Source organism: Aeromonas sp. R1-2 (genome assembly GCF_040908505.1).
In the GTDB taxonomy this organism is placed as follows: Bacteria; Pseudomonadota; Gammaproteobacteria; order Enterobacterales; family Aeromonadaceae; genus Aeromonas; species Aeromonas veronii.
Genome location: NZ_JBFODU010000009.1, coordinates 101,591 through 126,605, shown reverse-complemented (window position 1 = coordinate 126,605; position 25,015 = coordinate 101,591). Strand labels below are relative to the sequence as shown.

The 25,015-nt window shown below is 56.3% G+C and carries 22 protein-coding genes; 10 read left to right on the top strand and 12 right to left on the bottom strand.

What is annotated here, in order from left to right; genetic code table 11:
• Positions 1-17: 17 nt before the first annotated feature.
• From rfbA to AB5Y76_RS02140, 5 genes are all read right to left on the bottom strand, one after another.
• The gene (rfbA, locus tag AB5Y76_RS02160) at positions 18-893 is read right to left on the bottom strand and encodes a glucose-1-phosphate thymidylyltransferase RfbA (RefSeq protein WP_263718753.1); all 876 of its coding nucleotides are present in this window, start codon (positions 891-893) and stop codon (positions 18-20) included.
• 33 nt (positions 894-926) lie between these two features.
• Positions 927-1,817 (bottom strand): dTDP-4-dehydrorhamnose reductase, encoded by an 891-nt coding sequence (rfbD, locus tag AB5Y76_RS02155; protein ID WP_263718751.1) that lies wholly within the window; start codon positions 1,815-1,817, stop codon positions 927-929.
• On the bottom strand, positions 1,817-2,923 hold the full coding sequence (gene rfbB / locus AB5Y76_RS02150; protein ID WP_263718749.1) for a dTDP-glucose 4,6-dehydratase: 1,107 nt from the start codon (positions 2,921-2,923) through the stop codon (positions 1,817-1,819). Before rfbB ends, rfbD begins: the two co-directional genes overlap by 1 nt.
• 616 nt (positions 2,924-3,539) lie before the next feature.
• Positions 3,540-6,689 (bottom strand): efflux RND transporter permease subunit, encoded by a 3,150-nt coding sequence (locus AB5Y76_RS02145; protein WP_263718747.1) that lies wholly within the window; start codon positions 6,687-6,689, stop codon positions 3,540-3,542.
• 17 nt (positions 6,690-6,706) lie between these two features.
• A complete protein-coding gene (locus AB5Y76_RS02140) occupies positions 6,707-7,888 on the bottom strand; it encodes an efflux RND transporter periplasmic adaptor subunit (RefSeq protein ID WP_263718745.1) in 1,182 nt (393 codons plus the stop codon).
• Positions 7,889-8,028: 140 nt separating this feature from the next.
• On the opposite strand from AB5Y76_RS02140, the gene AB5Y76_RS02135 reads away from it, so the two are divergent.
• From AB5Y76_RS02135 to AB5Y76_RS02110, 6 genes are all read left to right on the top strand, one after another.
• Positions 8,029-8,667, top strand: coding sequence for a TetR family transcriptional regulator (locus AB5Y76_RS02135; RefSeq protein WP_263718743.1), 639 nt, complete (start codon positions 8,029-8,031; stop codon positions 8,665-8,667).
• Between the two features lie 105 nt (positions 8,668-8,772).
• Positions 8,773-9,324 carry a hypothetical protein gene (locus tag AB5Y76_RS02130; protein ID WP_139733902.1) on the top strand — a complete coding sequence of 184 codons (552 nt, stop codon included), beginning with the start codon at positions 8,773-8,775 and terminating at the stop codon, positions 9,322-9,324.
• A gap of 192 nt (positions 9,325-9,516) precedes the next feature.
• Entirely contained in the window at positions 9,517-10,698 is a 1,182-nt protein-coding gene (locus AB5Y76_RS02125) for a dicarboxylate/amino acid:cation symporter (RefSeq protein ID WP_005359180.1), read from the top strand.
• Between the two features lie 224 nt (positions 10,699-10,922).
• On the top strand, positions 10,923-11,237 hold the full coding sequence (locus tag AB5Y76_RS02120; RefSeq protein ID WP_005338107.1) for a DUF134 domain-containing protein: 315 nt from the start codon (positions 10,923-10,925) through the stop codon (positions 11,235-11,237).
• Complete coding sequence (locus AB5Y76_RS02115; RefSeq protein WP_263718735.1) at positions 11,234-11,815, top strand: NifB/NifX family molybdenum-iron cluster-binding protein; 582 nt, start codon at positions 11,234-11,236, stop codon at positions 11,813-11,815. The genes AB5Y76_RS02120 and AB5Y76_RS02115 overlap by 4 nt, the downstream gene beginning before the upstream one ends.
• A gap of 42 nt (positions 11,816-11,857) precedes the next feature.
• Positions 11,858-12,043, top strand: a complete 186-nt coding sequence (locus tag AB5Y76_RS02110) for a hypothetical protein (RefSeq protein ID WP_005338109.1) — start codon at positions 11,858-11,860, stop codon at positions 12,041-12,043.
• Between the two features lie 165 nt (positions 12,044-12,208).
• Here AB5Y76_RS02110 and AB5Y76_RS02105 read toward each other — a convergent pair whose 3' ends face one another.
• Positions 12,209-13,333 (bottom strand): HD-GYP domain-containing protein, encoded by a 1,125-nt coding sequence (locus tag AB5Y76_RS02105; protein WP_021231198.1) that lies wholly within the window; start codon positions 13,331-13,333, stop codon positions 12,209-12,211.
• Positions 13,334-13,625: 292 nt separating this feature from the next.
• Between AB5Y76_RS02105 and rimO the strand changes: the two genes are divergently transcribed.
• Complete coding sequence (gene rimO, locus AB5Y76_RS02100) at positions 13,626-14,954, top strand: 30S ribosomal protein S12 methylthiotransferase RimO (RefSeq protein WP_088869804.1); 1,329 nt, start codon at positions 13,626-13,628, stop codon at positions 14,952-14,954.
• Positions 14,955-15,033: 79 nt separating this feature from the next.
• On the opposite strand, the gene AB5Y76_RS02095 is transcribed toward rimO, so the two are convergent.
• A complete protein-coding gene (locus AB5Y76_RS02095; RefSeq protein WP_263718730.1) occupies positions 15,034-15,615 on the bottom strand; it encodes a DUF1349 domain-containing protein in 582 nt (193 codons plus the stop codon).
• A 225-nt stretch (positions 15,616-15,840) separates the two neighbouring features.
• Entirely contained in the window at positions 15,841-16,218 is a 378-nt protein-coding gene (locus tag AB5Y76_RS02090; protein ID WP_263718728.1) for a hypothetical protein, read from the bottom strand.
• A 598-nt stretch (positions 16,219-16,816) separates the two neighbouring features.
• On the opposite strand from AB5Y76_RS02090, the gene AB5Y76_RS02085 reads away from it, so the two are divergent.
• From AB5Y76_RS02085 to kwaB, 3 genes are all read left to right on the top strand, one after another.
• Positions 16,817-17,332 (top strand): transposase, encoded by a 516-nt coding sequence (locus AB5Y76_RS02085; protein WP_263718726.1) that lies wholly within the window; start codon positions 16,817-16,819, stop codon positions 17,330-17,332.
• A 212-nt stretch (positions 17,333-17,544) separates the two neighbouring features.
• A complete protein-coding gene (gene kwaA / locus AB5Y76_RS02080) occupies positions 17,545-18,150 on the top strand; it encodes an anti-phage protein KwaA (protein ID WP_257690713.1) in 606 nt (201 codons plus the stop codon).
• Between the two features lie 2 nt (positions 18,151-18,152).
• Positions 18,153-19,115, top strand: coding sequence for an anti-phage protein KwaB (kwaB, locus tag AB5Y76_RS02075; protein ID WP_263718723.1), 963 nt, complete (start codon positions 18,153-18,155; stop codon positions 19,113-19,115).
• A gap of 90 nt (positions 19,116-19,205) precedes the next feature.
• On the opposite strand, the gene thrC is transcribed toward kwaB, so the two are convergent.
• The 4 genes from thrC to AB5Y76_RS02055 form a co-directional block, all read right to left on the bottom strand.
• A complete protein-coding gene (gene thrC / locus AB5Y76_RS02070) occupies positions 19,206-20,480 on the bottom strand; it encodes a threonine synthase (RefSeq protein WP_263718721.1) in 1,275 nt (424 codons plus the stop codon).
• Positions 20,477-21,472, bottom strand: coding sequence for a homoserine kinase (gene thrB, locus AB5Y76_RS02065; RefSeq protein WP_263718719.1), 996 nt, complete (start codon positions 21,470-21,472; stop codon positions 20,477-20,479). The genes thrC and thrB overlap by 4 nt, the downstream gene beginning before the upstream one ends.
• 2 nt (positions 21,473-21,474) lie before the next feature.
• Positions 21,475-23,934: a bifunctional aspartate kinase/homoserine dehydrogenase I gene (thrA, locus tag AB5Y76_RS02060; RefSeq protein ID WP_263718716.1), complete on the bottom strand. Its 2,460-nt coding sequence runs from the start codon at positions 23,932-23,934 to the stop codon at positions 21,475-21,477.
• Positions 23,935-24,197: 263 nt separating this feature from the next.
• Positions 24,198-24,902, bottom strand: a complete 705-nt coding sequence (locus tag AB5Y76_RS02055; protein ID WP_115520819.1) for a tRNA/rRNA methyltransferase — start codon at positions 24,900-24,902, stop codon at positions 24,198-24,200.
• Positions 24,903-25,015 lie beyond the last annotated feature (113 nt).

Genomic DNA, 25,015 nt, shown 5'->3' with positions numbered 1-25,015 from the left:
TTCTTATCCTATAGTTATTAACTCCTGACCATGCGCAACAAATACTGACCATAACCATTCTTTGAGAGTGTTTTTGCTAATCTCAAAATTTGTTCTTTATCTATAAACTTCTTTCTATAGGCAATTTCCTCTGGACAAGCGACTTTCAAGCCCTGACGCGTCTCAATGGTCTGAATAAAGTTACTCGCTTCAATCAGACTTTCATGAGTGCCGGTATCAAGCCATGCATAGCCACGGCCCATCATAGCTACTGATAGATTTCCTTGCTCTAAGTAGATGCTATTCACATCCGTAATTTCAAGCTCACCACGTGGGGAAGGTTTAAGGCTCTTTGCGATCTCAATTACATTATTGTCATAGAAATAGAGCCCAGTTACAGCATAGTTACTCTTGGGATTAAGTGGTTTTTCTTCCAGTGAAATTGCTGTTCCTTGATTATCAAACTCGACAACTCCATAACGTTCAGGATCTTGCACATGATAGGCAAATACAGTAGCACCACTCTCTTTAGCTGCAGCAGCCTCCAGCTGTTTCTGAAGATCATGGCCATAAAAGATGTTATCGCCCAGTACCAAAGTACAGGGATCTGAACCAATGAATTGTTCACCCAGAATAAATGCTTGTGCTAATCCATCCGGACTTGACTGTACCTTATATTGCAAGTTCAAGCCCCATTGACTGCCATCACCCAATAATTGCTCAAAACGAGGAGTATCTTGTGGTGTGCTGATGATCAAGATATCTCGAATACCAGCCAGCATAAGAGTCGTCAACGGGTAGTAGATCATAGGCTTGTCATAAATAGGCAGTAATTGTTTGCTCACAGCCATTGTTACAGGATAAAGACGTGTGCCTGAACCACCAGCCAATATAATACCTTTACGTTTTTCCATATGGAAATAACCTATATGTTAGTAGATTCAGTTTTATTTTATCATAAGTTCAGTCAACATTCTCTCCACACCACTTCTCCACTCTGGCAAAACAAGATTAAATTCACACTGGAACCTTTCAGTGCTAAGTCTTGAATTCATTGGCCTAATTGCCTCACGAAAAAAAGATGCTGATGGAACTTCGATAACGTCCTTCACTTTGATTTTTTCATTTTGTTTTTTAGCAAAATCCAATATATGTAGTGCATATTTATACCAACTTGTAACTCCGCTAGCAGCCACATGATACAAGCCACTCTTAGATTCATCATCTAAAACTATTTTAATGGCATGAGCGCTACAATCAGCCAATAAGTCTGCACCTGTAGGAGCACCAAACTGGTCATTAACAATTGAAATTGTTTCTCGTTCCAATCCAAGATTTAAAATAGTCTTGATAAAGTTATCGCCATATGTAGAATAAATCCAACTAGTACGAAATATAAGATGTCTATCACAATATTTTTGCACAGCTTGCTCACCAGACAACTTTGTTTTCCCATAAAAATTTACAGGGGAAGGGTTATCTAGTTCATTCCACGCTTTAACACCGGTACCATCAAAAACATAATCAGTTGAGTAATGAACCAGTAAAGAGCCTAACTTATTTGCTTCTTTGGCCAATACCTCTACACTTTCGGCGTTAATTCTCATGGCAATATCCTGCTCTATCTCAGCAAGATCTACAGCGGTATAACCTGCAGCATTGACAATAACATTAGGTTTTAGTGCCTGTATCGTCTCACTCAGCCCATTAGGGTTCAAAAAATCGCCACAATAATCTTTAGAATCATGACTTAGCGCAGTCAATTTTCCAAGCGGCGCCAGTGCGCGCTGCAGCTCCCAACCCACCTGGCCGTTTTTGCCAAACAGCAGAATATGCATCAGGCACGTTCCCCATCTTTCTGTTCAATCGCGGAATAGTGCTGCTCAATCCAGGATTGGTAGGCGCCGCTCTTGACGTTGCTGACCCACTGCTGGTTATCCAGATACCACTGCACGGTTTTGCGAATGCCAGACTCGAACGTTTCTTGCGGTTGCCAAGCAAGCTCACTGCTCATCTTGGTCGCATCGATCGCATAGCGGCGATCGTGACCGGGACGATCCGCTACATAGGTGATTTGATCGCGGTAAGAGCCCGCCTTCGGCACCATCTCGTCCAGCAGATCGCAGATGGTGTGTACCACCTCCAGATTCTGTTTCTCGTTATGGCCGCCGATGTTGTAGGTCTCCCCGACCAAGCCCGTGGTCACCACCTTGTAGAGCGCGCGCGCATGATCTTCTACATAGAGCCAGTCACGGATCTGGTCGCCCTTGCCATAGACCGGCAGCGGCTTGCCATCCAGTGCATTGAGGATCACCAGCGGGATCAGCTTCTCGGGGAAGTGATAAGGGCCGTAGTTGTTGGAGCAGTTGGTGACAATGGTCGGTAGGCCGTAGGTACGGCGCCAGGCGCGTACCAGGTGGTCACTGGAAGCCTTGGAGGCTGAATAGGGGCTGCTGGGGGCGTAGGGGGTGGTCTCGGTAAAGAGCGGCAATGACTCACCGGCAGCGACTTCATCCGGATGGGGCAGATCCCCATACACCTCGTCGGTGGAGATATGGTGGAAGCGGAAGGCTGCCTTGCGTACCTCGTCCAGACCGTTCCAATAGGCTCGGGCCGCTTCCAGCAACATATAGGTGCCGACGATATTGGTCTCGATAAAGTCAGCCGGGCCGGTAATGGAGCGGTCAACATGGCTCTCGGCGGCCAGATGCATCACCGCATCCGGCTGGTGCAGGGCAAATACCCTATCCAGCTCGGCGCGATTGCAGATATCCACTTGCTCAAACGCATAACGATCGCTTGTCGATACACTGGCCAAGGATTCCAAATTGCCGGCATAGGTGAGTTTATCGAGATTGATAACAACATCTTGGGTATCACGGATGATATGGCGCACCACGGCAGAGCCGATAAAGCCTGCGCCACCGGTAACGAGAATTTTCATAGATATGCGTTCTCTTGCGAGGAGTGAATACGGAATTTTGTATCGGGGGTATGGAACAGAAAACAGCTGTATTAGCACTAAAAATCAATAAATAACGTGTATTGCCAAGACTGCACTACACAGCCGTTATGCACATACGTTGAACAAAAAATCAGGATAACACCATGGCTACCGCCCCTGGGTTACAGCCCCCAGTTTGCTGCTTTTAACCGAATTTTGTTTGCTGTTGGTCATCGTGTCCTCCAGCATTCTTATGTTTTGATGGTCGATAACAGTGTTACCCGCTCGCATTTTATAGCCAAAAGAGGGGTACCAAACCAAAAGACACATAGTCTACCAGCCGATAAGGGGCAGATTCTATCTCGTTTTCTGTAAACCTGCACACCAAAAAGTGCCTTCATCAAGGGTTTTGAATCAAGATTCGATGGAGAACCGAAAGCACTTGATGAACTCATCCGAATCACCTTTCAAAATCGAACAGATCACAGCCAAGTTACCGTTTTTTGGGCGAAAAAAATGGGGCAACCGCTCGTGTTGCCCCATTTTATAGTCAGCTTTAACTGACTAATTTATCAAATTGTGATCTGTCGCTCAGAACAGATGGATACGCTTTTGCTCAGTCACCTTTTGACTCAACCGCTGCAGCCATGCGCACCTCTTTGCTCTGGTGGTTAGTGAAATAGCGCATAACCAGCACAAAGAAGAGCGGCACGAAGAAGATGGCCAGCACGGTGGCACTGATCATCCCCCCCATCACGCCGGTACCGATGGCGTTGCGGCTGCTGGCGCCGGCACCGGAGCTGATCACCAGCGGCAGCACCCCTAGGATAAAGGCAAGCGAAGTCATCAGGATCGGGCGCAGACGCAGACGCGCAGCCTCCACCACCGCCTCACCCAGTCCCATCCCCTTGTCATAGAGCTCTTTGGCAAATTCCACGATCAAAATCGCGTTCTTCGCCGACAAGCCTATGGTGGTGAGCAGGCCCACCTGGAAGTAGACGTCGTTCTCCAGCCCGCGCAGGGTGGCAGCCAAAATGGCCCCCAACACCCCGAGCGGCACTACCAGCATCACCGAGAACGGAATGCTCCAGCTCTCGTAGAGGGCCGCCAAGCAGAGGAACACGACCAGCAAGGAGATGGCGTAGAGCGCGGGTGCCTGTGAACCGGCCTGCCGCTCCTGGAAGGAGAGCCCGGTCCACTCGATGCCCACCCCTTCCGGCAGCTTCTTCACCATCTGCTCGATGGCAGCCATGGCATCACCGGTACTCTTGCCGGGCGCAGCTTCCCCGACGATCTCCATCGCCGGCACGCCGTTGTAACGCTCAAGACGCGGTGAGCCGAAGCTCCACTCGGTGCTGGCAAACGCGGAGAAGGGCACCATCTGACCGGCGCTGTTGCGCACATACCAGAGTTTCAGGTCTTCCGGGTTCATCCGGAAGGGGGCATCCGCCTGCATATAGACCTTCTTGATCCGGCCGCGGTCGATGAAATCATTGACGTAGGCAGAACCCCAGGCGCTTGCCAGCGTGTTGTTGATCTCCGCAATGGAGAGCCCCTGCGCCAGCGCCTTCTCGTAGTCGATCTTGATATCGAGCTGCGGCGTATCTTCCATCCCGTTCGGGCGCACCCGCACCAGAGTGGGATCCTGCGCCGCCATACCGAGCAGCTGATTGCGCGCCGCCATCAGCTTCTCGTGACCGATACCGCCGCGATCCTGCAGGAAGAAGTCAAAACCGGTCGCCGTACCCAGCTCGGGGATGGGAGGCAGGTTAAAGGCGAAGACCTGCGCCTCCTTGATGCTGAACAGATAGCCCATGGCGCGACCGATGATGGCATTGGCGCTGCGATCCGGGCTCTTGCGCTCGCTCCAGTCCTTGAGTTTGATAAAGGCCATACCGCTGTTCTGACCGCTACCGGCGAAGCTGAAGCCCGCCACCGTCAGAACAGAATCGACGTTATCCTTCTCGTTTTTCAGGAAGTAGTCGCGCATGTCCGCCAGCACCACCTCGGTGCGCTGCTTGGTCGCCCCCACCGGCAGTTGCACCATGGACATGATGACCCCCTGATCCTCCTCCGGCAGGAAGGAGGTGGGCATCCGCATAAAGAGCACCGCCAGCACCGCCAGCATGGCACCGTAGATGAGGCTGTAGCGCACGCCCTGCTTGATCACCTTGCCCACACCGCGCTGGTAGCGCTGGGTGCCGGCATCAAAGGCGCGGTTGAACCAGCCAAAGAAGCCGCGCTGGGCACCAAACTCGCCGTGCTTCATCGGCTTGAGCAGAGTGGCACAGAGCGCCGGAGTCAGGATCAGCGCCACCAGCACCGACAAGGTCATGGCCGAGACGATGGTCAGCGAGAACTGGCGATAGATGGCGCCGGTCGAGCCGCCGAAGAAGGCCATCGGCACGAATACGGCGGAGAGCACCAGAGCAATCCCCACCAGCGCGCCGGTGATCTGGGTCATCGACTTGCGGGTCGCTTCCAGCGGGGAGAGATCCTCCTCGCTCATCAGCCGCTCCACGTTCTCCACCACCACGATGGCGTCATCCACCAAGAGGCCGATGGCGAGCACCATGCCGAACATGGTGAGGGTGTTGATGGAGAAGCCAAATGCTGCCATCACCCCGAAAGTCCCGAGCAGCACCACGGGCACCGCGATAGTCGGGATCAGGGTCGCCCGGAAGTTCTGCAGGAACAGATACATGACGCAGAACACCAGGAAGATCGCCTCGATCAGGGTCTGCACCACCTCCTCGATGGAGATCTTCACGAACGGTGTGGTGTCGTAGGGGTAGACGATCTTCATGTTGGCCGGGAAGTACTCCGACAGCTCGTTGAGCTTGGCGCGCACCTTCTCGGAAGTATCCAGCGCGTTGGCACCGGTCGCCAGCTTGATGGCTACCGCCGCGGTAGGCTGACCGTTGTAGAGCGCCTCGGCGTCGTAGCTCTCGCCAGCCAGCTCGACCCGGGCCACATCTTTCAGCCGCACCTTGGCGCCATCCTGAGTCACCCGCAGCAGAATGTCGTTGAACTGCTCGACGGTGGAGAGACGGGTCTGGCCCATGATGGTGGCGGTGAACTGCTGATCGGCCACCGAGGGGGTTCCCCCCAGTTTACCAAACGCCACCTGGGCGTTTTGCGCCTTGATCGCCAGCTGCACATCACTCGGGGTCATCTGCACCCGGTTGAGCTTGTTGGGGTCGAGCCAGATCCGCATGGAGTACTGGCTGCCGAACAGGGTGATATCCCCTACCCCGTCCAGACGGCTCAGCGGCTCCTTGATGTTGGAGACCACATAGTCCGCCAGATCGTCGTTCTTCATGCTGCCATCGCTGGAGATGAAGGCGGCCACCATCAGGAAGCTGCTGGAGGTCTTCTGCACCCGAATGCCCTGCTGCTGAACCTCTTGCGGCAGCAGCGACATCGCCTGCTGCAGCTTGTTCTGCACCTGTACCTGGGCGATATCGGGATCAGTCCCCGGCTGGAAGGTCAGGGTCACCGACACCCGGCCGGCAGAGTCGGACTGGGAGGACATGTAGAGCAGGTGATCCAGCCCCGTCATGTTCTGTTCGATGATCTGGGTCACCGAGTCCTCTACCGTCTTGGCAGATGCGCCCGGGTAGCTGGCGGAGATGCTCACCGCCGGCGGCGCAATGCTCGGATACTGGGCGACCGGCAGCTTGATGATGGCCAGGCTGCCCGCCAGCATGATCACCAGCGCGATCACCCAGGCAAAAATGGGTCTGTCTATGAAAAATCGAGCCATGAAGCGACTACTCCATCCTACTTGTTGGCCGGGGTGGCGGCTGTTGCCGGCGCCGCAGCCTGTTCAGCCGGATTGACCACGGCACCCGGACGCACTTTCTGCAACCCGGCCACGATCACCCGCTCGCCGGCATTGAGACCGGACTCCACCACCCAGCTGGTGTCGACAATGCGACCCAGCTGAACGTTGCGCAGATCCACCTTGTTGTCAGCGGTCACTACCAGCACGGTGGCGCCGCCGTTGGGGGTGCGAGTCACCGCGGTTTGCGGCACCAGCAGCCCTTTGGCCCGCTCGCCCTCTTGCAGGGTGGCGCGCATGAACATGCCGGGCAGCAGCAGATGGGTGGGGTTGGGGACGATCACCCGCAGCGCCACCATGCCGGTGGTCTCATCTACGGTAACGTCAGAGAACTGCAGCGAGCCCTCTTCGCCATAAGTGGAGCCATCTTCCAGTTGGAAGGTCACCTTGGCCCCCTTCTGCTCGTCCTGGGTCAGCTTGCCCTCGGCGACCAGTCGCTTGAGGCGCAGCAGATCGGCGGTGGACTGACGCACATCCACATACATGGGATCGAGCTGCTGGATGGCGGTCAGGCTATCAGCCTGCTGGGCGGTCACCAGCGCCCCCTCAGTCACCGCGGATTTACCGATGCGGCCACTGATGGGGGCGGTGATGCGGGTGTAACCGAGATTGATCTCGGCAGTGCGCAGGGCCGCCTTGCTCGCCATGATCTCCGCCTTGGCCTGCTTCCAGCTGGCGTCGGCGTCGTCATAGTCCTGACGGCTGATGGATTTGACCTTGAGCAACTCCTGATAGCGCTGCGCCTTGAGGCGGGCACTCTGCTCGTTAGCCTCGGCCTTGGCCAGATTGGCCTTGGCACTGGCAACTGCCGCTTGATAGACAGCCGGATCGATCTGATAGAGCAGATCGCCCGCCTTCACATCGCTTCCCTCGGTAAAGAGGCGCTTGAGGATGATGCCGCTCACCTGCGGACGCACTTCGGCCACCCGCAACGGGGCGCTGCGACCGGTCAACTCGGTGGTCAACATCAGCGGGCCGCTCTGCAGGGTCACCACGTTGACCGCCGCGGGGGGCATGCCGCCCTGTCCCTGGGGTGCGCCCCCCTTGTCACCACAACCTGCCAGCAAGCCTGTAGCCAGCAAGGCAAGACCAACTGAACGAGCAAGAATATGTTTATGCATGAAACACCTGAGCCTTTGCCAGTCAATGAACAATCAGGGCCACATGGGCCCTGTTGGTAAATAGTCGAAAGATGAGGCAATATACATACATTCATAAATGTATGTAAGTGACTTTTTGCTTGCATGAGGCACAAATTTCGATGGCCAGACGAACCAAAGAAGAGGCGCAGCAAACCCGCTGCCACATCATGAGCACGGCGCTGGATCTGTTCTGCTCTCAGGGCCTGGCCAAGACCAGCCTGACCGACATAGCCAAAGCGGCAGACCTGACCCGCGGTGCCATCTATTGGCACTTCAAGAACAAGGATGAACTCTTCATTTCGCTCTGGCAGGAACTCTGCAGCCCCCTCGCCCATCAGCTCGATGCCTGCCTCAATCCAGATGAGCCAGATCCGCTGGGGCAACTGCGCCTCTTCTTCGAAGGGGTGCTCCACAGCTTCATTCACAATCCGGCCCAGCGGCAGATGTTCACCATCCTGTTCAATCTCGAATCGCTGGAGGGGGAAGCCATCTCATTGCGCGAGCATATCCGCAGCCAGTCCGCCAACTTCTTTCGGGACCTGGAGACCACCCTGGCCAACGCGGTACGGCGGGGCCAGCTGCCCGCCAACCTCAACCTGCAGCGCGCCGCCACCCTGCTCCACTGCACTCTGGATGGCTACATCATCAACTGGCTCCACTTTCCGGGGCGGATAGACCTGCAGGGCGAATCCGCCTTCCTGATAGAGAGCATGTTCACCATGCTGGCCCAACCCCACGGGCCTGCCTGCGGCCGCTAACCGGCGCCAGCAACTCTCACACTTCCAAATCGGGGCCTGACTGCGCGCTTTGGCAGTCAGGCCCCGATTTGTTACCCTGTGCGCCCCCTGCTTGAGGTAACCCCTGTGCCACACTCTGACGCCATCCCCGCTTCCTGGCCATTTAACGACCAGCACGCCCACGTTCGAGCTGCCTTTGTGGCACGCCTCAAACCCGGCGCTCACCTGCTCAATGGTCAATGCGGTACGGGGGAGGATCTCTGCTGGCTGCGTGCAGAAGGGTATGTGGTCACCGCCTGCGAAGCTGTGCTGGCTGACGCCAGAGTTGCCTCGCAGCAATCCGGACAAGCAGTGCGGGTCTGCCCGCTGGCGAAGATGCACTCGGTGCTCCCTTACGATGGGATCTGGCTGAGCCGCCCGCTTGATAGCGACGCGGCCACCCTTGTTCCCCAGTTGCAACAGCTGGCGACCCTGCTCAAAGCGGGCGCTCCGATCTGCTTCCCCCTGCCGCCAAGCGGCAAGATAAGTCACGCTCAGCTACAGCAACTGGTCACCACATCCGGGATAGCGCTGCAACTGGCGCCGATGGAAGCCGTATCAGCCAGTACGTCAGATTCCTCAAGTCAACACGCCACCCAGTACGTCATGTTGCTGCGTGGCGATCATCAGGCCACCTAACGGGCTAATTCATCACGGATTTCCCCGTTCAACGCCAAGCCGACAGCTAGTCGGCGATCTTGGCCTTCGACAATATTTAACTCGGCGTTAACGCAGAAAAGGCAGACATAACACGGCTTACGTGTTAAAAAGTGTGATTAATATCAAAATTTAATAACAAAACAGACAATACAACCAACTCCGGATTTCCTTATGAAACTTGTCCTGAAACTCATTGCTGGCATCCTTGCCGGTCTCTTGCTCGGTCTCTACGCCCCTGAGTGGGTGGCGCGCGTGCTGTTTACGGCCAAGACAGTGATAGGTCAGCTCATCACCTTCACCATTCCGCTCATCATTCTGTTCTTTATCATGAGCGGCATCGCCAGCCTGCCGAAAAACTCCGGCAAGCTGCTGGGCAAAACCGTGGCCCTCTCCTACTGCTCCACCATTCTGGCGGGGCTGTTCGCCTTTACCGTGGCGAGCCACCTGATCCCGCAGTTCACCACCGCTGCCGAGCCCACCACGGCCACGGCCATCAAACTCGCCTCCTACGTCAATCTGGAGATCCCGCCGCTATTTGGCGTGATGTCGGCACTGGCCGCTGCCTTCGTGTTCGGCATTGGCATCAGCGCCACCCAGGCCACCGATCTGCGCCGGGTCGCCGATCAGGGTCGTGACATCATCGACCGCCTGCTGGCCAAGGTGATCATTCCGCTGCTGCCGTTCTATATCGCGGGCGTCTTTGTCGAGATGACGGTAGAAGGCACCGTATTCGCCACTCTGAAAACCTTCGGCGTGGTGCTGGTGATGGCGATCCTGATGCACTGGATCTGGCTCTCCGTACTGTTCGTGGGTACCGGTCTGGCCCTTGGCCGCTCACCGGCCCAGCTCATCAAGAACATGCTGCCCGCCTACTTTACCGCGCTGGGGACCATGTCGAGCGCCGCCACCATTCCGGTAGCTCTGCAATCGAGCAAGAACAACGGCGTGAGCGACGGTATCGCCAACTTCACCGTGCCGCTGTGTGCCACCATTCACCTCTGTGGCTCCACCATTACCCTGGTCACCTGTGCCACCGCGGTGATGTTCCTCTCCGAGCATCTGGCCATTCCTGGCATCGAGACCATGCTCCCCTTCATCATGATGCTGGGGGTGATCATGATCGCCGCTCCAGGCGCGCCGGGTGGTGGCGTGATGTCGGCGCTGGGTCTGCTCACCTCCATGCTCGGCTTTGGTGAAGCCTCCATCGCCCTGATGATCGCCCTCTATCTGGCGCAGGACAGCTTCGGCACCGCCTGCAACGTCACCGGTGACGGCGTGATTGCCCTGTGGGCGGATCGCTTCGCCAACGGTAGCGAGAGCGCAGCCCCCGTGGCCGAGGCCGAACAGGCGTAAGCGCGTCGGGAAGGCAACCGCCATCCTCTGCAAAACCGCAGGCCCGAACCATGTTCGGGCCTGCGTCGTTTCTGCCACCTTCACTGCTTTTGTACGTATTCCTCCTCCCCCTCTTTACCCCTCTCTGCCGTAAACAGCACTGGCGCAGCTCTCTACACCCGACAAAATTATTGGCATATGCCACATATGAGCGTATAAATGGCTTATGCCAATTAGGAGCCACCATGCCAAGACCCAAGATTGCCCGCCAGATCTGTGGCCGCCCCGCCAACAGCTGCTTCAAACCCAACGGCCGCCCCATGCATCAGCTGGAACAGGTCACGCTGGCCCCTGATGAGTTCGAGGCACTGCGCCTCGTCGACCTTCAAGGAATGCAGCAGCAGGAGGCCGCCCTGGTGATGGGGGTCTCCCGCCAGACCCTGGCCAATATCCTGAAAAAAGGGCGCTACAAGGTGGTGGAGTGTCTGAGTCTGGGCAAGGCATTGATGATGCAACCCGCCGAGCCCGACCACCCAACCAGTGGAGAAGAGCCGACATGAATGCTGTCACAACCATGACCACCAACCCCAGCAACAGCGCCCTGATGCTGAGTCAGGGGCTGCTGGCTGGCCACTTTACCCGTGCCGAGCAGCTGCAAATTCTTAACCCCGAAGGGAACGTCATCGCCACCCTGACCAACCCGGCCGTCGCCGAAGGCTGCCACGGCAAGCAAGCGCTGCTCGACGCCCTCGCCCATCATCAGGTGGGTCAGGTGGTAGTGCGCAATATCGGCGAGCGAATGCTGGGGCGCCTGCTGGCGGCCAATATCCGGGTGCTGCAGTGTCGCTCTGCCCGCCTGCCGCTGCCCGCGCTGCTGACCCCCGCCAATCTGCAACCTCTAACCGAGTCCAGTCAGGGGCGTCCGTCTCGCCGTCATCAGAGCAAGGCGACTATCCGTGCCATCCAGCCCGTCGGCGCAGACCACAGCCATGCCAATTGTCATGGTGGTTGCAACAGTGGCTCCAATCACTGTTGCGCCAGTAGTGGCAATCCGGCAGAGAGCCCACTGCAAGGCCATACTTGTTGCCACGGCAGTGAAGGCGCCAACCAGCAGGGCGGTTGCTGCCATCATCACTGATGCCATCGCCGTGCATGTCATCACCATCAAGGAGAAGAGATCATGTCCATCTGGTTGTTGAGCCTGCTCGCCTCGTTCGTGTTGATCCTGGCCATGGGCACCATCATCTGGTGGCGCCAATACCAGCTTGCCCAGAAGCGGGAAGATAAAGAGGTGCGCCCCTGTGGCTGCTCCAGCGCCTGCGCGGATCACCTCTACCAGATCAGTGAGCCGACGCCCAAAAAGTAACCTGACCGCACACGCCATAGCCGCAGATAGAAGGTCGGCAAAATAAGGGCGCATGAAATAGAAAAGGCGCATAAAAGAGAGGGGGCACCTGCTGGTGCCCCCTCTCTATTTATTCCTCGCCATGCTTGAACCGCCTCTTTCCCCCCTTACGCTCATCACACGCGCTCAACCCGGCTCGGCGCCGCTGGCCGCCACGCTCGCAGAGCAGGCCGGATCCTGATACTGCTGATAGATGGCATAAAACTCGGCCTTGTTGTGCAGGGCCGCGGCGACACAGGCGGGATCAAACTGGCTGCCGGCATGCTCCTCCAGATAGGCAAACGCCGTCTCGAACGGCCAGGCCTTCTTGTAGGGGCGCTCGCTGGTCAGGGCATCAAACACATCGGCCACCGTCACGATGCGCGCCGCCAGCGGGATCGCCTCACCCGCCAGCCCTAGCGGATAGCCGGTGCCGTCAAAGCGTTCGTGATGGCTGGCGATGATATTGGTCAGCATATCGGTGTGGTGAATACCATCGAGACCAAACTCGTTGATCATCAAGCTGATCATCTCCCGCCCCTTGCCGGGGTGGATCTTCATGATCTCGAACTCTTCCGGCGTCAGCTTGCCCGGCTTGAGCAAAATGGCGTCCGGCACCGCAATCTTGCCGATGTCGTGCAGCTCGGAGAAGAGGTAGATAAACTCCACCTCCTCGTCGCTCAGGCCGCAAGTCGGGGCCAGCGTCTTGGCAATCAGCCGGGAGTAGGCCGACATCCGGTGCAGATGGTTGGCGGTCTCCTCATCCCGATAGCGGCTGAACTCCCGCGCCGTGGTCAGCGCACCGCCGAGGGTCTGGATGGAGAAAAACTCCACCGCAATGATGGCCGAGAGCGCCTGGGCATAGGCCGACAGCTCGCTGCGGATCGGCTCCTCGAAGTATCCCGGCTCCATGGCATCGCAAAACAGAAAACCAAACAGCTTGCTGTTGAACAGCAGCGGCTCGGTATAGCTGGAGGCATAACCCGCCTCCAGCACCTTGCGGCTGTGCTCCGATGCCGAGCCACGCAGGGCATCGAGATTGCCGAGCACCCGGGGCTGCTTGTGCTCCGCCAGATAACTCAGGGAGGGGACATCGCTCAGCTTCACCTCATATTGCACCAGTGGCGAGGGCCCCTCGGTGCTGTGGGCAAAGGTCTTGAGCTGATCGGTATGGGGATCGTAAATCGCGATGGCCACCCGACTCAGCTTGTCAAAGCGCTGCCTGAGCGTGGCATGTACGCTCTGCATTTTTTCGCCAAATGAACTTTCCATCGCCTTCTCCAACGGGACCCCGTGATGGAAGTATAGTGACTCCCTTTGACGCTCTCCCCGCCACAGCGTCAAAATTGACAGAAAAATCAACAAAGCAGCTTCCCCACAACAAGCCTGCACGGCAGAGGCAATAGCCCCACCAAGGGCGCGCCATCAGCGACTGTTGGTGCGGCCCAATCTTGCCTGGTCGGAGATATTGTTCGGTTCTGCCATGCTGGCTGTATAGTTTTTGGTTAACCATTCCGGTAAAATCCGCGCCCTTAAAGAAGAGCCACCTAAGAGTGATTGAGCGATGTCCAACACAAAACAGGCCCCCAAAGTAGGATTCGTCTCCTTGGGTTGCCCCAAAAACCTGGTCGATTCAGAACGCATCCTGACCCAGCTGCGTACCGAAGGGTACGATGTGGTGCCCAGCTATGACGATGCCGAGCTGGTCGTCGTCAACACCTGCGGCTTTATCGACAGCGCGGTGCAAGAGTCGCTGGAAGCGATCGGCGAAGCGCTTGCCGAGAACGGCAAGGTGATCGTCACCGGTTGCCTCGGCGCCAAAGAGAATCAGATCCGCGAGATCCACCCCAAGGTGCTCGAGATCACCGGCCCCCACGCCTATGAAGAGGTGCTGGGCCACGTCCACAAATATGTGGAGAAGCCGCAGCACAACCCTTTCACCAGTCTGGTACCGGCCCACGGCGTCAAGCTGACCCCGCGCCACTATGCCTATCTGAAGATTTCCGAAGGGTGCAACCACCGCTGCACCTTCTGCATCATCCCCTCCATGCGCGGGGATCTTGTGAGCCGCCCCATCGGCGACGTGCTGGCCGAAGCCAAGCGCCTGAAAGAGGCGGGCGTGAAGGAGCTGCTGGTGATCTCCCAGGACACCTCCGCCTACGGCGTCGATGTGAAGCACCGCACCGGTTTCTACGACGGTATGCCGGTCAAGACCAGCATGGTCGCCCTATGCGAAGAGCTGGCCAAGCTCGACATCTGGGTGCGCTTGCACTACGTCTACCCCTACCCGCACGTGGATGACGTCATCCCGCTGATGCGCGATGGCAAGGTACTGCCCTACCTCGATATTCCGCTGCAGCACGCCAGCCCGCGCATCCTCAAACTGATGAAGCGCCCGGGTACCGTCGAGCGCACCCTGGAGCGGATCCAGAAGTGGCGCGAGATCTGCCCGCAGATCACCCTGCGCTCCACCTTTATCGTCGGCTTCCCAGGCGAGACCGAGGAAGATTTCCAGATGCTGCTGGACTTTATCGACAAGGCGGAGCTGGATCGCGTCGGCTGCTTCAAATACAGCCCGGTCGAAGGGGCACTGGCCAACGAGCTGCCGGATCCGGTACCGGAAGAGATTCAGGAAGAGCGCTTCCAGCGCTTTATGGAGCTGCAACAGCAGGTCTCCATCCGCAAGCTGGCCCGCAAAGTGGGTCAGGAGATGACCGTTATCATCGACGAGGTGGACGAAGAGGGCGCAACTGGCCGCTCCTTCGCCGATGCGCCGGAGATCGATGGTCTGGTCTACCTCAACGGCGAAACCAACCTCAAGCCGGGGGACATGGTCAAGGTGCGGATCGACGAATCCGACGAATATGACCTGTGGGCCAGCCTGATCAGCTAATTGAGGCCTTACCAGCCAAATGAAAAAAGCGCCTGCGGGCGCTTTTTTATTGGCTCAATGTCGCAGGCAAAACGCTGGCCTAGCTCAAATCATGGAGCGCCTTGCCAAGGGGCGGCGTGAGGCGCAAGTCAGAGAAGCGCACCGCCAGCCCCTGCCGCTCCGGTGTGCAGCACATCACCCCGATAAAGCATCGTTCGCTTGGCGGGAACGGGGCGAGGCGCAGCAGCGGCCACACCTTGCCATCGGTGGAGTATTGCAAACGCAGGCAATCCGCCAGCCGGGTCAGCCGCAGCCAGAAGCGACGCGGATTGCCGGGGAAAATTCCGGTGGCCCAGTCAGAGCGCGGATTGGTCAGCACGCTGCCGATCATCGGCTGATCGTCGTTGTACTCGATGCCAGCCTTGAGCCAGTGCGCTTCGTCTTGCAGCAGCATCAGCCCCGCCTGATCGTAGAGGGTGGTGAACTCCCCCTCGACGCAGACCTGAAAGGTAAACTCCCCTGCCACCTCGCAGCCATAAAGATGCCCGCTGTGGCGCTCGAAGCCATACCAGGTGCTGCGCCAAAAATCGGTCTGCTGGTCTGTCACCACCTGCAAACCATCGCTGGTCTGGTGCCATTCGGCAGGCTCATTGAGCCAGCGCCATTGTTGCCCTTCCATCATCCTGATTTGCTCCCTTATCGCGCGTAATCCCGCACGGATGCGGCTCGCCAACACCTCGCCCGGTCACGGCAGGTCATGGCTGCGCCTCTGCGGCACCCATAAAAGGAGTCAATAGTGTCGCTATTGCCGCCCCGATACAAGGCTTGTGCGTTGCGCCATCAGTGCGCCCCAAAAAGCGCGGGGGGCCTGATGGCCCCCCGCAAACACACCGGATGAGAAAATGCCTTACTTGGCGGCGCTATCCTTCACGCACTTCTGGACAAAGCTGTTCTTGGCCGCGCCAGCCAGCTTCTTGTCGGCCGCCGCCTTCTCGCACTTGGCCGCCGGATCCGCCGCCGCGCCCGTCTTCACGCACTTCTGGATAAAGCTGTTTTTGGCCGCACCGGCCAGCTTCTTGTCGGCTGCCGCCTTCTCGCACTCGCCGGTCGCGGCGCCAGCGGCATCTTTCACACACTTGCCGACAAAGCTGGTTTTGGCGGCGCCGTTTAACTTTTTGGCTGCGGCCTGCGCCTCGCACTGCAACTGGGCTGCGTCGTTGGCAAAGACCGGATTGGCCAGCAGCACGCTGCCGCAGAGCAGGCCGAACAGGATGGTACGCTTCATGGGAGATATCCTCTCTATCTGGTGATGTGTTTGCATGGTCATATTTGCATGACGATGTATTGCAAATGGCTGTGATTGCAACAGCTGATTGTTGCCGCAGATCCCCCGCCTCGCCAGCTGGGAGACAGAGCACAGGTCAACCATCGCCCGCACTATAGCGCCGATTGGCTAAGCGGGATTGCCCCCAGCCAACCCTTCCTCAGTAGCAAGCCCGACCTCTACTTGCCCGCCATACCCGCCAACCCCAATAAAATCAAGGGCCATGGGAATCCTGCCTCCAGCCACACTCTTTTATTGAGCTAGCGCAAAAAACCAGTCATTACTGACAGTTACGTCAGCTTTTGACTGGTGCGACCAGATTCGATTGGCTTAACATAGCCATCCGGTGCCTATTCATCAGTGATGGGCTGCTGCCCTCGCTGGTTAATGGAGCATATTGGAAGCTGTAATCCACGGGCGGTAGCGTGGGTTTTGCACAGTGATTGATGCATTGCGTAGGTTGGCGCTGAGCGTAGCGAAGCCCAACACGCGAGCCCTCGGTCAGTTGGTGGCCATTCGGTGCAACCGAACAGACTGGATATTTCCGGAAAGGAGAACCATGCGCTATCGCCGAGCAACAACCAGTGGGGCATGTTGGTTCTTCACCGTCAACTTGGCTGACCGAAAGCAGGATCTGCTGGTACGTCATATCGACCTGCTGCGCGAAGTGCTCCGCCACGTCAAACAGCAACACCCCTTCGAGATTATTGCCATGGTGGTGATGCCGGATCATCTCCATGCCATTTGGCAACTACCGCCGGGTGACAGTGACTATCCCATGCGCTGGTCTCTAATCAAGGCAGGCTTTTCACGGGGCATTGCCAAAACAGAGCGGATACGGGAGAGCCGACTCAGAAAACGGGAACGCGGTATCTGGCAACGCCGTTATTGGGAACATCTGATCCGGGATGACAAGGATCTGCAAGCCCATGTCGATTACATCCACTTCAATCCGGTCAAACATGGTTATTGTGCCAAACCTGTCGATTGGCCTTACTCCTCCATTCATCGCCATATCGCCGCAGGATGGATAGGGCCAGATTGGGCCATTGATAGTGACTCGGGTCGGGAATAATCGGCTAGGGATATGTTGTAGGTTGGTGCTGAACGCATCGAGGCCCAACAAACGGGAGATATGGTTTCCCAAAAAAGATAATTTTTGAACATATATTATCGATAACTAAAAGAAATTTAGCTTTCTCGGTAAACGTTGGGCTTCACTTCGTTCAGCACCAACCTACGGCATTTAGCCCAACATACAGGATAAGTTAATAGAACGGAGGTTCTATGAATCAACAAAATTATCACTGGAGTAATACATATAAAAAAGCCAGCCTCTACATATTGTCTCTATCACTACTTTTTTTATTTTTTATAATCATTACAATTGATATTCCAGTTTGTTTTGGAGAAAAATGCGAATTCATTGGCACTTATAATTTAATTGAAAGGAATACAACGTCAATAATCTTCATCGGCATTTTTATATATAGTGTTTTCTGTTATTTAAAATTCAAGAGTGACGTTAGACAAACACCTGAAATTCCTTTTAAAATAACAAAAATTGAAAGCATAAATTATGAGCACCTGACTTTTTTGGCTACATACGTAATACCATTAATAACATTTGACCTTGAGAAAACAAAATATATTTTCGTTCTTGTATTACTACTTGTTGTTATGGGCGTAATATATATAAAAACAGATCTTTTTTATGCAAACCCATCATTGGCCTTACTGGGATTTCATATTTACAAAGTTAGTGGTGAATTTAAAGGCAAGCAAGCTAGAGATGACATTATTGTTATTACCCGCCAAAAGCTAAAAAATAATGACCTTGTAAGGTACATAAAATTAGACGACAGAATTTACTATTCAGATCATAAGGCTTGATTATGACGAAAGCTATTGAAAGAAAACAATTATTAAATGTTGAGCTACAATATTTCATTGAAAACAAAGATCAAATATCAGTTGTTGTATATGCGCTAGTAAAGGGAGACGATACTCCAAAGAAAATGGATATTAATCCTGAAGCACAAGGTGGATTGATTTCACTATTTCTTACTAAATTACAATCGACAGTGATCGATAACGAAGATTTAAGTATTTTAAACCTATCATCATCAGATAGCAGATCAAAGGTTATTTACTACTATGACCTTGACATACCTGATGAACTCAATGCTATGAACAAAGTAGTTGAAACTGATGACCATGAGTTTTTTAAAGTAGATGAGGATGGCATTGATAATATCAAAGTACTACTGATAGAGATTGGGGATCACAATAAGCAAATAGTTTTATATAAAACTATGGCTCCAGTAAACATTTTTTCAAAAAAACATTTCTTTTTGAAACAATCTCATTCGAAATTTGAAAAAATAAATGATGACTTTTTTAGGATTAGTGATAACTTTCAGCTAATAAGAACAGAAAAAGGTATTTTTATTTTTGAATTGGATGTCATTGAAAAGAGTTTTGGCTTTCATGACGTTATAAAAAAAGAAGCCTCATTAGGCATAGCTGCAATTAAAAACAAAGACATTTTGTCCAACATCAGTGAGTTGGAGAGTTTGGTAAGTGACGTAAAATATGCAAGAAAATTAACAAGGGTCGCAAAATCATCTCCAGTGCTTTCCTCAAATATTGGCAATGATAAAATCATTGCATTTTGCCAAGCATATCCAGCATTAAAAAACAGAATCCGCTTTAACCCTGAAAAAACAAAAATAATGCTCGATACCAAAGTATCCAAAGATCTATTCATAAAGATATTAATGGATGATTTTTTAACTTCGCAATTAACTGACTTTTACTATGAAAGTATCGCGAAGGATGAAGTTGAAAATCACTAATAATGCACGGCCGTGTTTTATACTTTTGGCTATAAAAATCCCCCGTTACCGGGGGATTTTTATTTCTATCGGTTATCTAACCTCAGCGGCTTAACCCACCAAAAACGCCCTTAACCGGGCAAATTCCGCTGGCAGGTTATGGGAGAGCAGCGGCAGGTCGGCGTGCTTGGCAAGCGGGCCGGGCAGCGGTACATCGAGATTGAGGATCTCGTCTACCGACTCCTTGAACTTGGCGGGATGGGCGGTGCACAGGAACACCCCTACCTCATCCTCGGCCAGCTGTTCACCCAGCAGATCCCAGGCAATGGCGCCGTGGGGTTCACAGAGGTAATCCTGCTGGTGCAGCCGTTTCAGGGCATCGCGAGTCTGGGCATCGTCACGCATACCAGAACCCAAAGTCTCCAGCGCCCAGCCCTTGCGACGGCAGAGCTCTTCCACTCGCGGCCAGTTGTTGGGGCGGCTGACATCCATGGCGTTCGACAGGGTGGCCACTGTCTGGTGCGGCTCCCACTGACCGGTTTTCAGGTAGCGCGGCACGGTATCGTTGGCGTTGGTGGCGGCGATAAAACGCTTCACCGGCAGCCCCAGCGCCTTGGCAATCAAGCCTGCGGTGAGGTTGCCAAAGTTGCCGGACGGCACACTGATCACCGCCTTGGCGCGATCGGCTTTCGGCAGCTGGGCCACCGCTTCGAAGTAGTAGCAAACCTGCGCCAGCAGACGGCTGATATTGATGGAGTTGGCGGAGTTGAGGCCAATGGCCTTTTTCAGCGCCTCGTCGTCAAAGGCCTGTTTCACCAGCGCCTGACAGGCATCGAAGTCGCCATCGATGGCGATGGTGCGGATATTGCCGCCGAGGGTACAGAAGAGCTTCTCCTGCAAGGGGCTGATCTTGCCCTTGGGATAGAGGATCACCACCTCGATCCCCTCCAGCCCGTAGAAGGCGTGGGCCACGGCGGCGCCGGTGTCGCCGGAGGTGGCGGTGAGGATGGTGATCTTGTCGTTGGTTCTAAAGGCCGCGAGGCACTGGGCCATAAAGCGGCCGCCGAAATCCTTGAACGCCAGGGTCGGGCCGTGGAACAGCTCGAGGGCATAAGTTCCATCCTTAAGTTTCACCAGCGGCGCCGGGAAGGTGAAGGCGGCATTGATCAGCTCGCTCACTTTCGCTGCGGGCACTTCGTCCCCCAGCAGGTGGCTCAGGATGCGAGCAGAGCGTTCGGCCAGCGGCAGATCGAGCAGGGCATCCACATCGGCGAGCGGTTCGAGTTGTTCGGGGAAGAAGAGCCCCTGTTCGCGACCCAAGCCCTGACGCACTGCCTGCGCGAAGCTCACCTGTTCGCTGTTGTCCTTGATGTTGTAGAGATTCATAGCTCGCTTCCTGTTACCCGTGCCCCGGCCATGTCCAGTTTGCAGACCCGGGCAAATCCATCTTCGTTCTGCACGAAATGTGCTTCCATCCAATCCTTCATCCGCTCGGCCTGCGCCAGATCCTTTATCACCACAAACACGGTGGGACCGGAGCCGGAGATGCCGGTGGCCAGCGCCCCGTTCTGGGCCGCCTGCGCCCGCACCTCGGCAAAGCCTTCGATCAGCGCCGCACGGTAGGGCTCAGCTATCACGTCTTTCAAGACGCTCGCCGCCAAGCCCTCCTGTCCGGTGTAGCTGGCGTGAACAAAGGCAGCCAGGCGACGGCCATAGGTGAGGCAATCCTGACGGCGATATTGGGCCGGCAGAATGGCGCGGGCCGCGGCGGTAGAGACCACTGTGCCCGGATAGCAGACCACCCAGTACCACTGATCGAACACCGGAATACCCTGACTGATAACGCCGTGCTCTTCCAGCACCAACTGCATGCCGCCCAGATAACAGGGAGCTACGTTGTCGTAGTGGACGGAGCCGGAGATCTTGCCTTCCATCTCCCCCATCAGCAGCAGCATATCGTGTTCATTAAGCGGCGCGCCGTGAAAGGCGTTGAGCCCCTCAAGGGCCGCCACCACGCTGCAGGCGCTGGAACCCAGACCCGAACCGACGGGCAGGTTCTTCTCCAGCACCATTTCGAGCGGCTTGAGTTTCAGGCCCCGCTTCTCCAGCGCCTCGCCATAGGCGACCCAGCAGTCATGGAGGATATTCTTTTTCGGATCGTCCGGCAGCTTGTGGGCGTAGCGGCCCACAGAGGACAGCGCAAAAGGCACGTCAGCCGATTTTACCTGCACCCGATCGCCGAGCAGAGAGCCATCCACGGGGGCGAGCGCCGCCCCCAGTACATCGAATCCCACGCTCAGGTTGGCGCTGGAGGCAGGCGCGTAGGCGACTACGCTACCGCCGTCCGTCATATAAGAGGGGTACATGTCTGAACTCATGCTTATAGCTCCTGCTTCCAGTTCTGGGTGCGCAGCACGTCGGCAAAGACGCCCGCCGCAGTCACTTCGGTACCGGCGCCATAGCCGCGCAGCACCAGCGGGATCGGCTGGTAGTAGGTGGAGAAGAAGGCGAGCGCGTTCTCCCCGTCTTTGACCTTGAACAGCGGCTCGTCGCCACCGACCGCCTTGATGGCCACCTTGCACTTGCCACCCTCGATGGAACCCACATAGCGCAGCACCTTGCCTTCACGCTGGGCCGCGGCGAACTGGTCGCGGAACCAGCCGTCGGCCTCCGGCAGGCGGGCCATAAAGGCTTCCACGTCGCCGCTGGCGTCAAATCCGGGCGGCAGCGCCTGCTCCACCTCCACATCGGAGAGTTCCAGCGCCATGCCGGCTTCGCGGGCCAGAATGAGCAGCTTGCGCGCCACATCCATGCCGTTGAGATCGTCGCGGGGATCCGGCTCGGTAAAGCCGTTGCCACGGGCGATTTTGGTCGCCTCGGAGAAGGCCATCCCCTCATCCAGCTTGCCGAAGATAAAGGAGAGCGAACCGGACAGAATGCCGTCGAAGGCACGCAGCTTGTCACCGGCCTTGATGAGGTTCTGCAGGTTCTCGATAACCGGCAGGCCAGCGCCCACGTTGGTTTCATAGAGGAACTTGCGGCGAGTCTGGCGGGCAGTGCGGCGCAGCGCCTTGTAGTAATCGAGCGAGCCGGTGTTGGCCTTCTTGTTCGGAGTGACCACATGGAAGCCAGCAGCGAGGAAGTCGGCGTACTGGACGGCCACCGCCTCGGAGGAGGTGCAGTCAACGATCACCGGGTTGATGATATGGCTATCTTCCACCAGCTTTTTCACCCCTTCCAGCGAGAAGCTGTCGCGGGCTTCCACCAGCTGTTCACGCCAGTTGGCGAGGTTCAGGCCATCCTTGTTGACCGCCATCTGGCGGCTGTTGGCGATGCCGACCACGCGAAGGCCAGTGCCCTGCTCGGCCAGTACCGGTTGCTGGCGGGCGATCTGATCCACCAGCGCGGCACCGACGCCACCGACCCCGACCACAAACAGATCGATAAACTGCTGGCTGCCAAAGAAGTTCTGGTGGCACGCCTTAATGGCTTCCGCCACCTTGCGATCCCGCACCACCGCCGAGATGGAGCGCTCGCTCGACCCCTGCGCAATGGCGACGATATTGATGGAGGCTTGCGCCAGCGAGGTGAAGAAGCGGGCCGCCATCCCCTTGCTGGTGCGCATGCCGTCACCGATGAGGGAGATGATCGCCAGATCGCTGATGATATCCAACGGCTCCAGCAGCTGGTTTTTGAATTCGAGCTCGAACTCGCGCTCCAGCACCTTGCGGGTCTTCTCACTGTCGTAGCTGTGGATACAGAAGCTGACGCTGTACTCGGAAGATGACTGGGTGATCAGCACGATACTGACCCCGGCGCGGGAGACGGCGGAGAAGATGCGACCGGCCATGCCGACCATCCCCTTCATGCCGGGACCAGAGACGTTGAACATGCACATGCCGGAGAGATCCGAGATGGCCTTCACTTTCAGGTCATCGTCGCCGCTCTCCGGGCCGATCAGGGTGCCCGGCCCTTGCGGGTTGAAGCTGTTCTTGATGAGGCAGGGAATGTGGAACTGGGCCACCGGCGCGATGGTTTTCGGGTGCAGCACCTTGGCGCCGAAGTAGGAGAGCTCCATCGCCTCCTTGTAGGAGAGGGTTTTCAGCAGGTAGGCATCCGGCACCAGACGGGGGTCACAGCTGTAGCAGCCTTCGACATCGGTCCAGATCTCGCAGCACTCGGCATCGACACAGGCGGCCAATACGGCTGCGGAGTAGTCGGAGCCGTTGCGACCCAGCAGCACGGTCTCGCCCTTGTCACTGCCGCCGGTAAAGCCCGGCATCAGGTAAAGGCAATCGCTACGCAGCCCCTTGGCGGCAAAGCGCAGGCGGGAGGCTTCGATATCGACATGGGCTTCCAGATAACCGCCGTCGGTCACCAGCAGCTCTTCCGGTACGATCAGCTCCAGATCCAGACCGCGCACTCGCAGCAGTTCGTGCATAAAGGCGATGGAGAGGTTCTCGCCACGGCTCAGAATGCGCGCCTGCACGTTGTCCGGGCAGAGGCCCAGCAGACGGATGCCCTGCATCAGCCGCTCCACCTGATCCAGCTCGGCGGTGAGACGGGCCAGCAGCGCCTTGTCATCAAGCGCCGGATAGGCCGCCTTCAACCCGGCCAGCAGGCGGGAGAAGATGCCGTTGACTTCAAACAGGGTGGAACTGGCATCCATGCCGCGACTGGTCTGTTCCACCAGCGCCACCAGATGATTGGTCACCTTGGCAGGTGCAGAGAGCACCAGGGCTACCTGAGATTGGCCGTGGGTGTTGACCGCGATATCGGCCACCCGTAAAAAACGCTCTGCATCGGCCAGTGAAGACCCGCCAAATTTCAACACTCTCATCGCTTTCTCTCCCTGTAAATCTATGAAATTCAATCTAAAAACCAGTCCAACAAAAAGGCCCGTACTGGGTGGGTACGGGCCTTTTTTGATTTCTGTGCTTGTTCGTCAGCGCATCAACCGGCCCCAGTGCCACCTGTGGTGGTACCGGTAATAATGGTGGTGGTGATGACGTTGGTGAATAACTGCATGACGAACACTCGTTGACGAAGCTGGCTTTTAGCAATACCGCGGCTGGCCTTGGGCTGTCAACTTAAACCTCTTCGCTACTCGCGCCCAAAGCGGCGCGCAAGGTCTTTGCAGAGCAGGTGGAGCATGTTCAAATCCCGCTGCGGCAGCATGGGCACCCGGTCCATCACCCATTGATGCAGTTTTTCATCCTGCGAAACCCCGAGTTCACCCAGCAATTCTGCTGTTTTGCTTTTCAGCACCCGAACCTGCCCGGCGTTATCAAAATTTTCTGCTACCGCAGCGGCGCCGTCGGCGTTCAGCTCATCCATCAGCTGACTCATCTCGTAGGCGTAGAGCATGATCGCCTGCCCCAGATTGAGGGACGGGTAGCTCACCTTGAGGGGCAGATAGCTGATGAGATCGACCTCGGCCAGCTGCTCGTTGGAGAGCCCCGACTCCTCGCAGCCAAAGACGATGGCGACCTTGCCGAGCGATGGCTTGCTGCGGATCTGCTCGCGGATCTCCCCCGGCGTGAGGTAGTGCTGGTAGCGACCGCGTTCACGGGCGGTGGTGGCGATCACCAGATCCATGTCCGCCAGCGCCTCGGGCAAAGTCTCGAACGCTTCGGCCTGAGTCAGGATCTCCTGGGCGCCGTGGGCCACCCAGCTCGCCTCCTCCTCTTCGTGTACCCGGCTCGCCACCAGTCGCATGGCATCGAATCCCATGGTTTTCATGGCGCGGGCCGCCGCCCCCACGTTCGCAGGACGGGCAGGTGCCACCAGGACAAAATAGAGCTTCATCGGGTTTCCTCACAGGCCGGACGGCCTCTCAAACAGACAGCAAACAGTCGCTAAACCATCACCAAAACAGGGGCGCAATCTACCGTTTATCCCCAAAAATTGCCACTTGAACA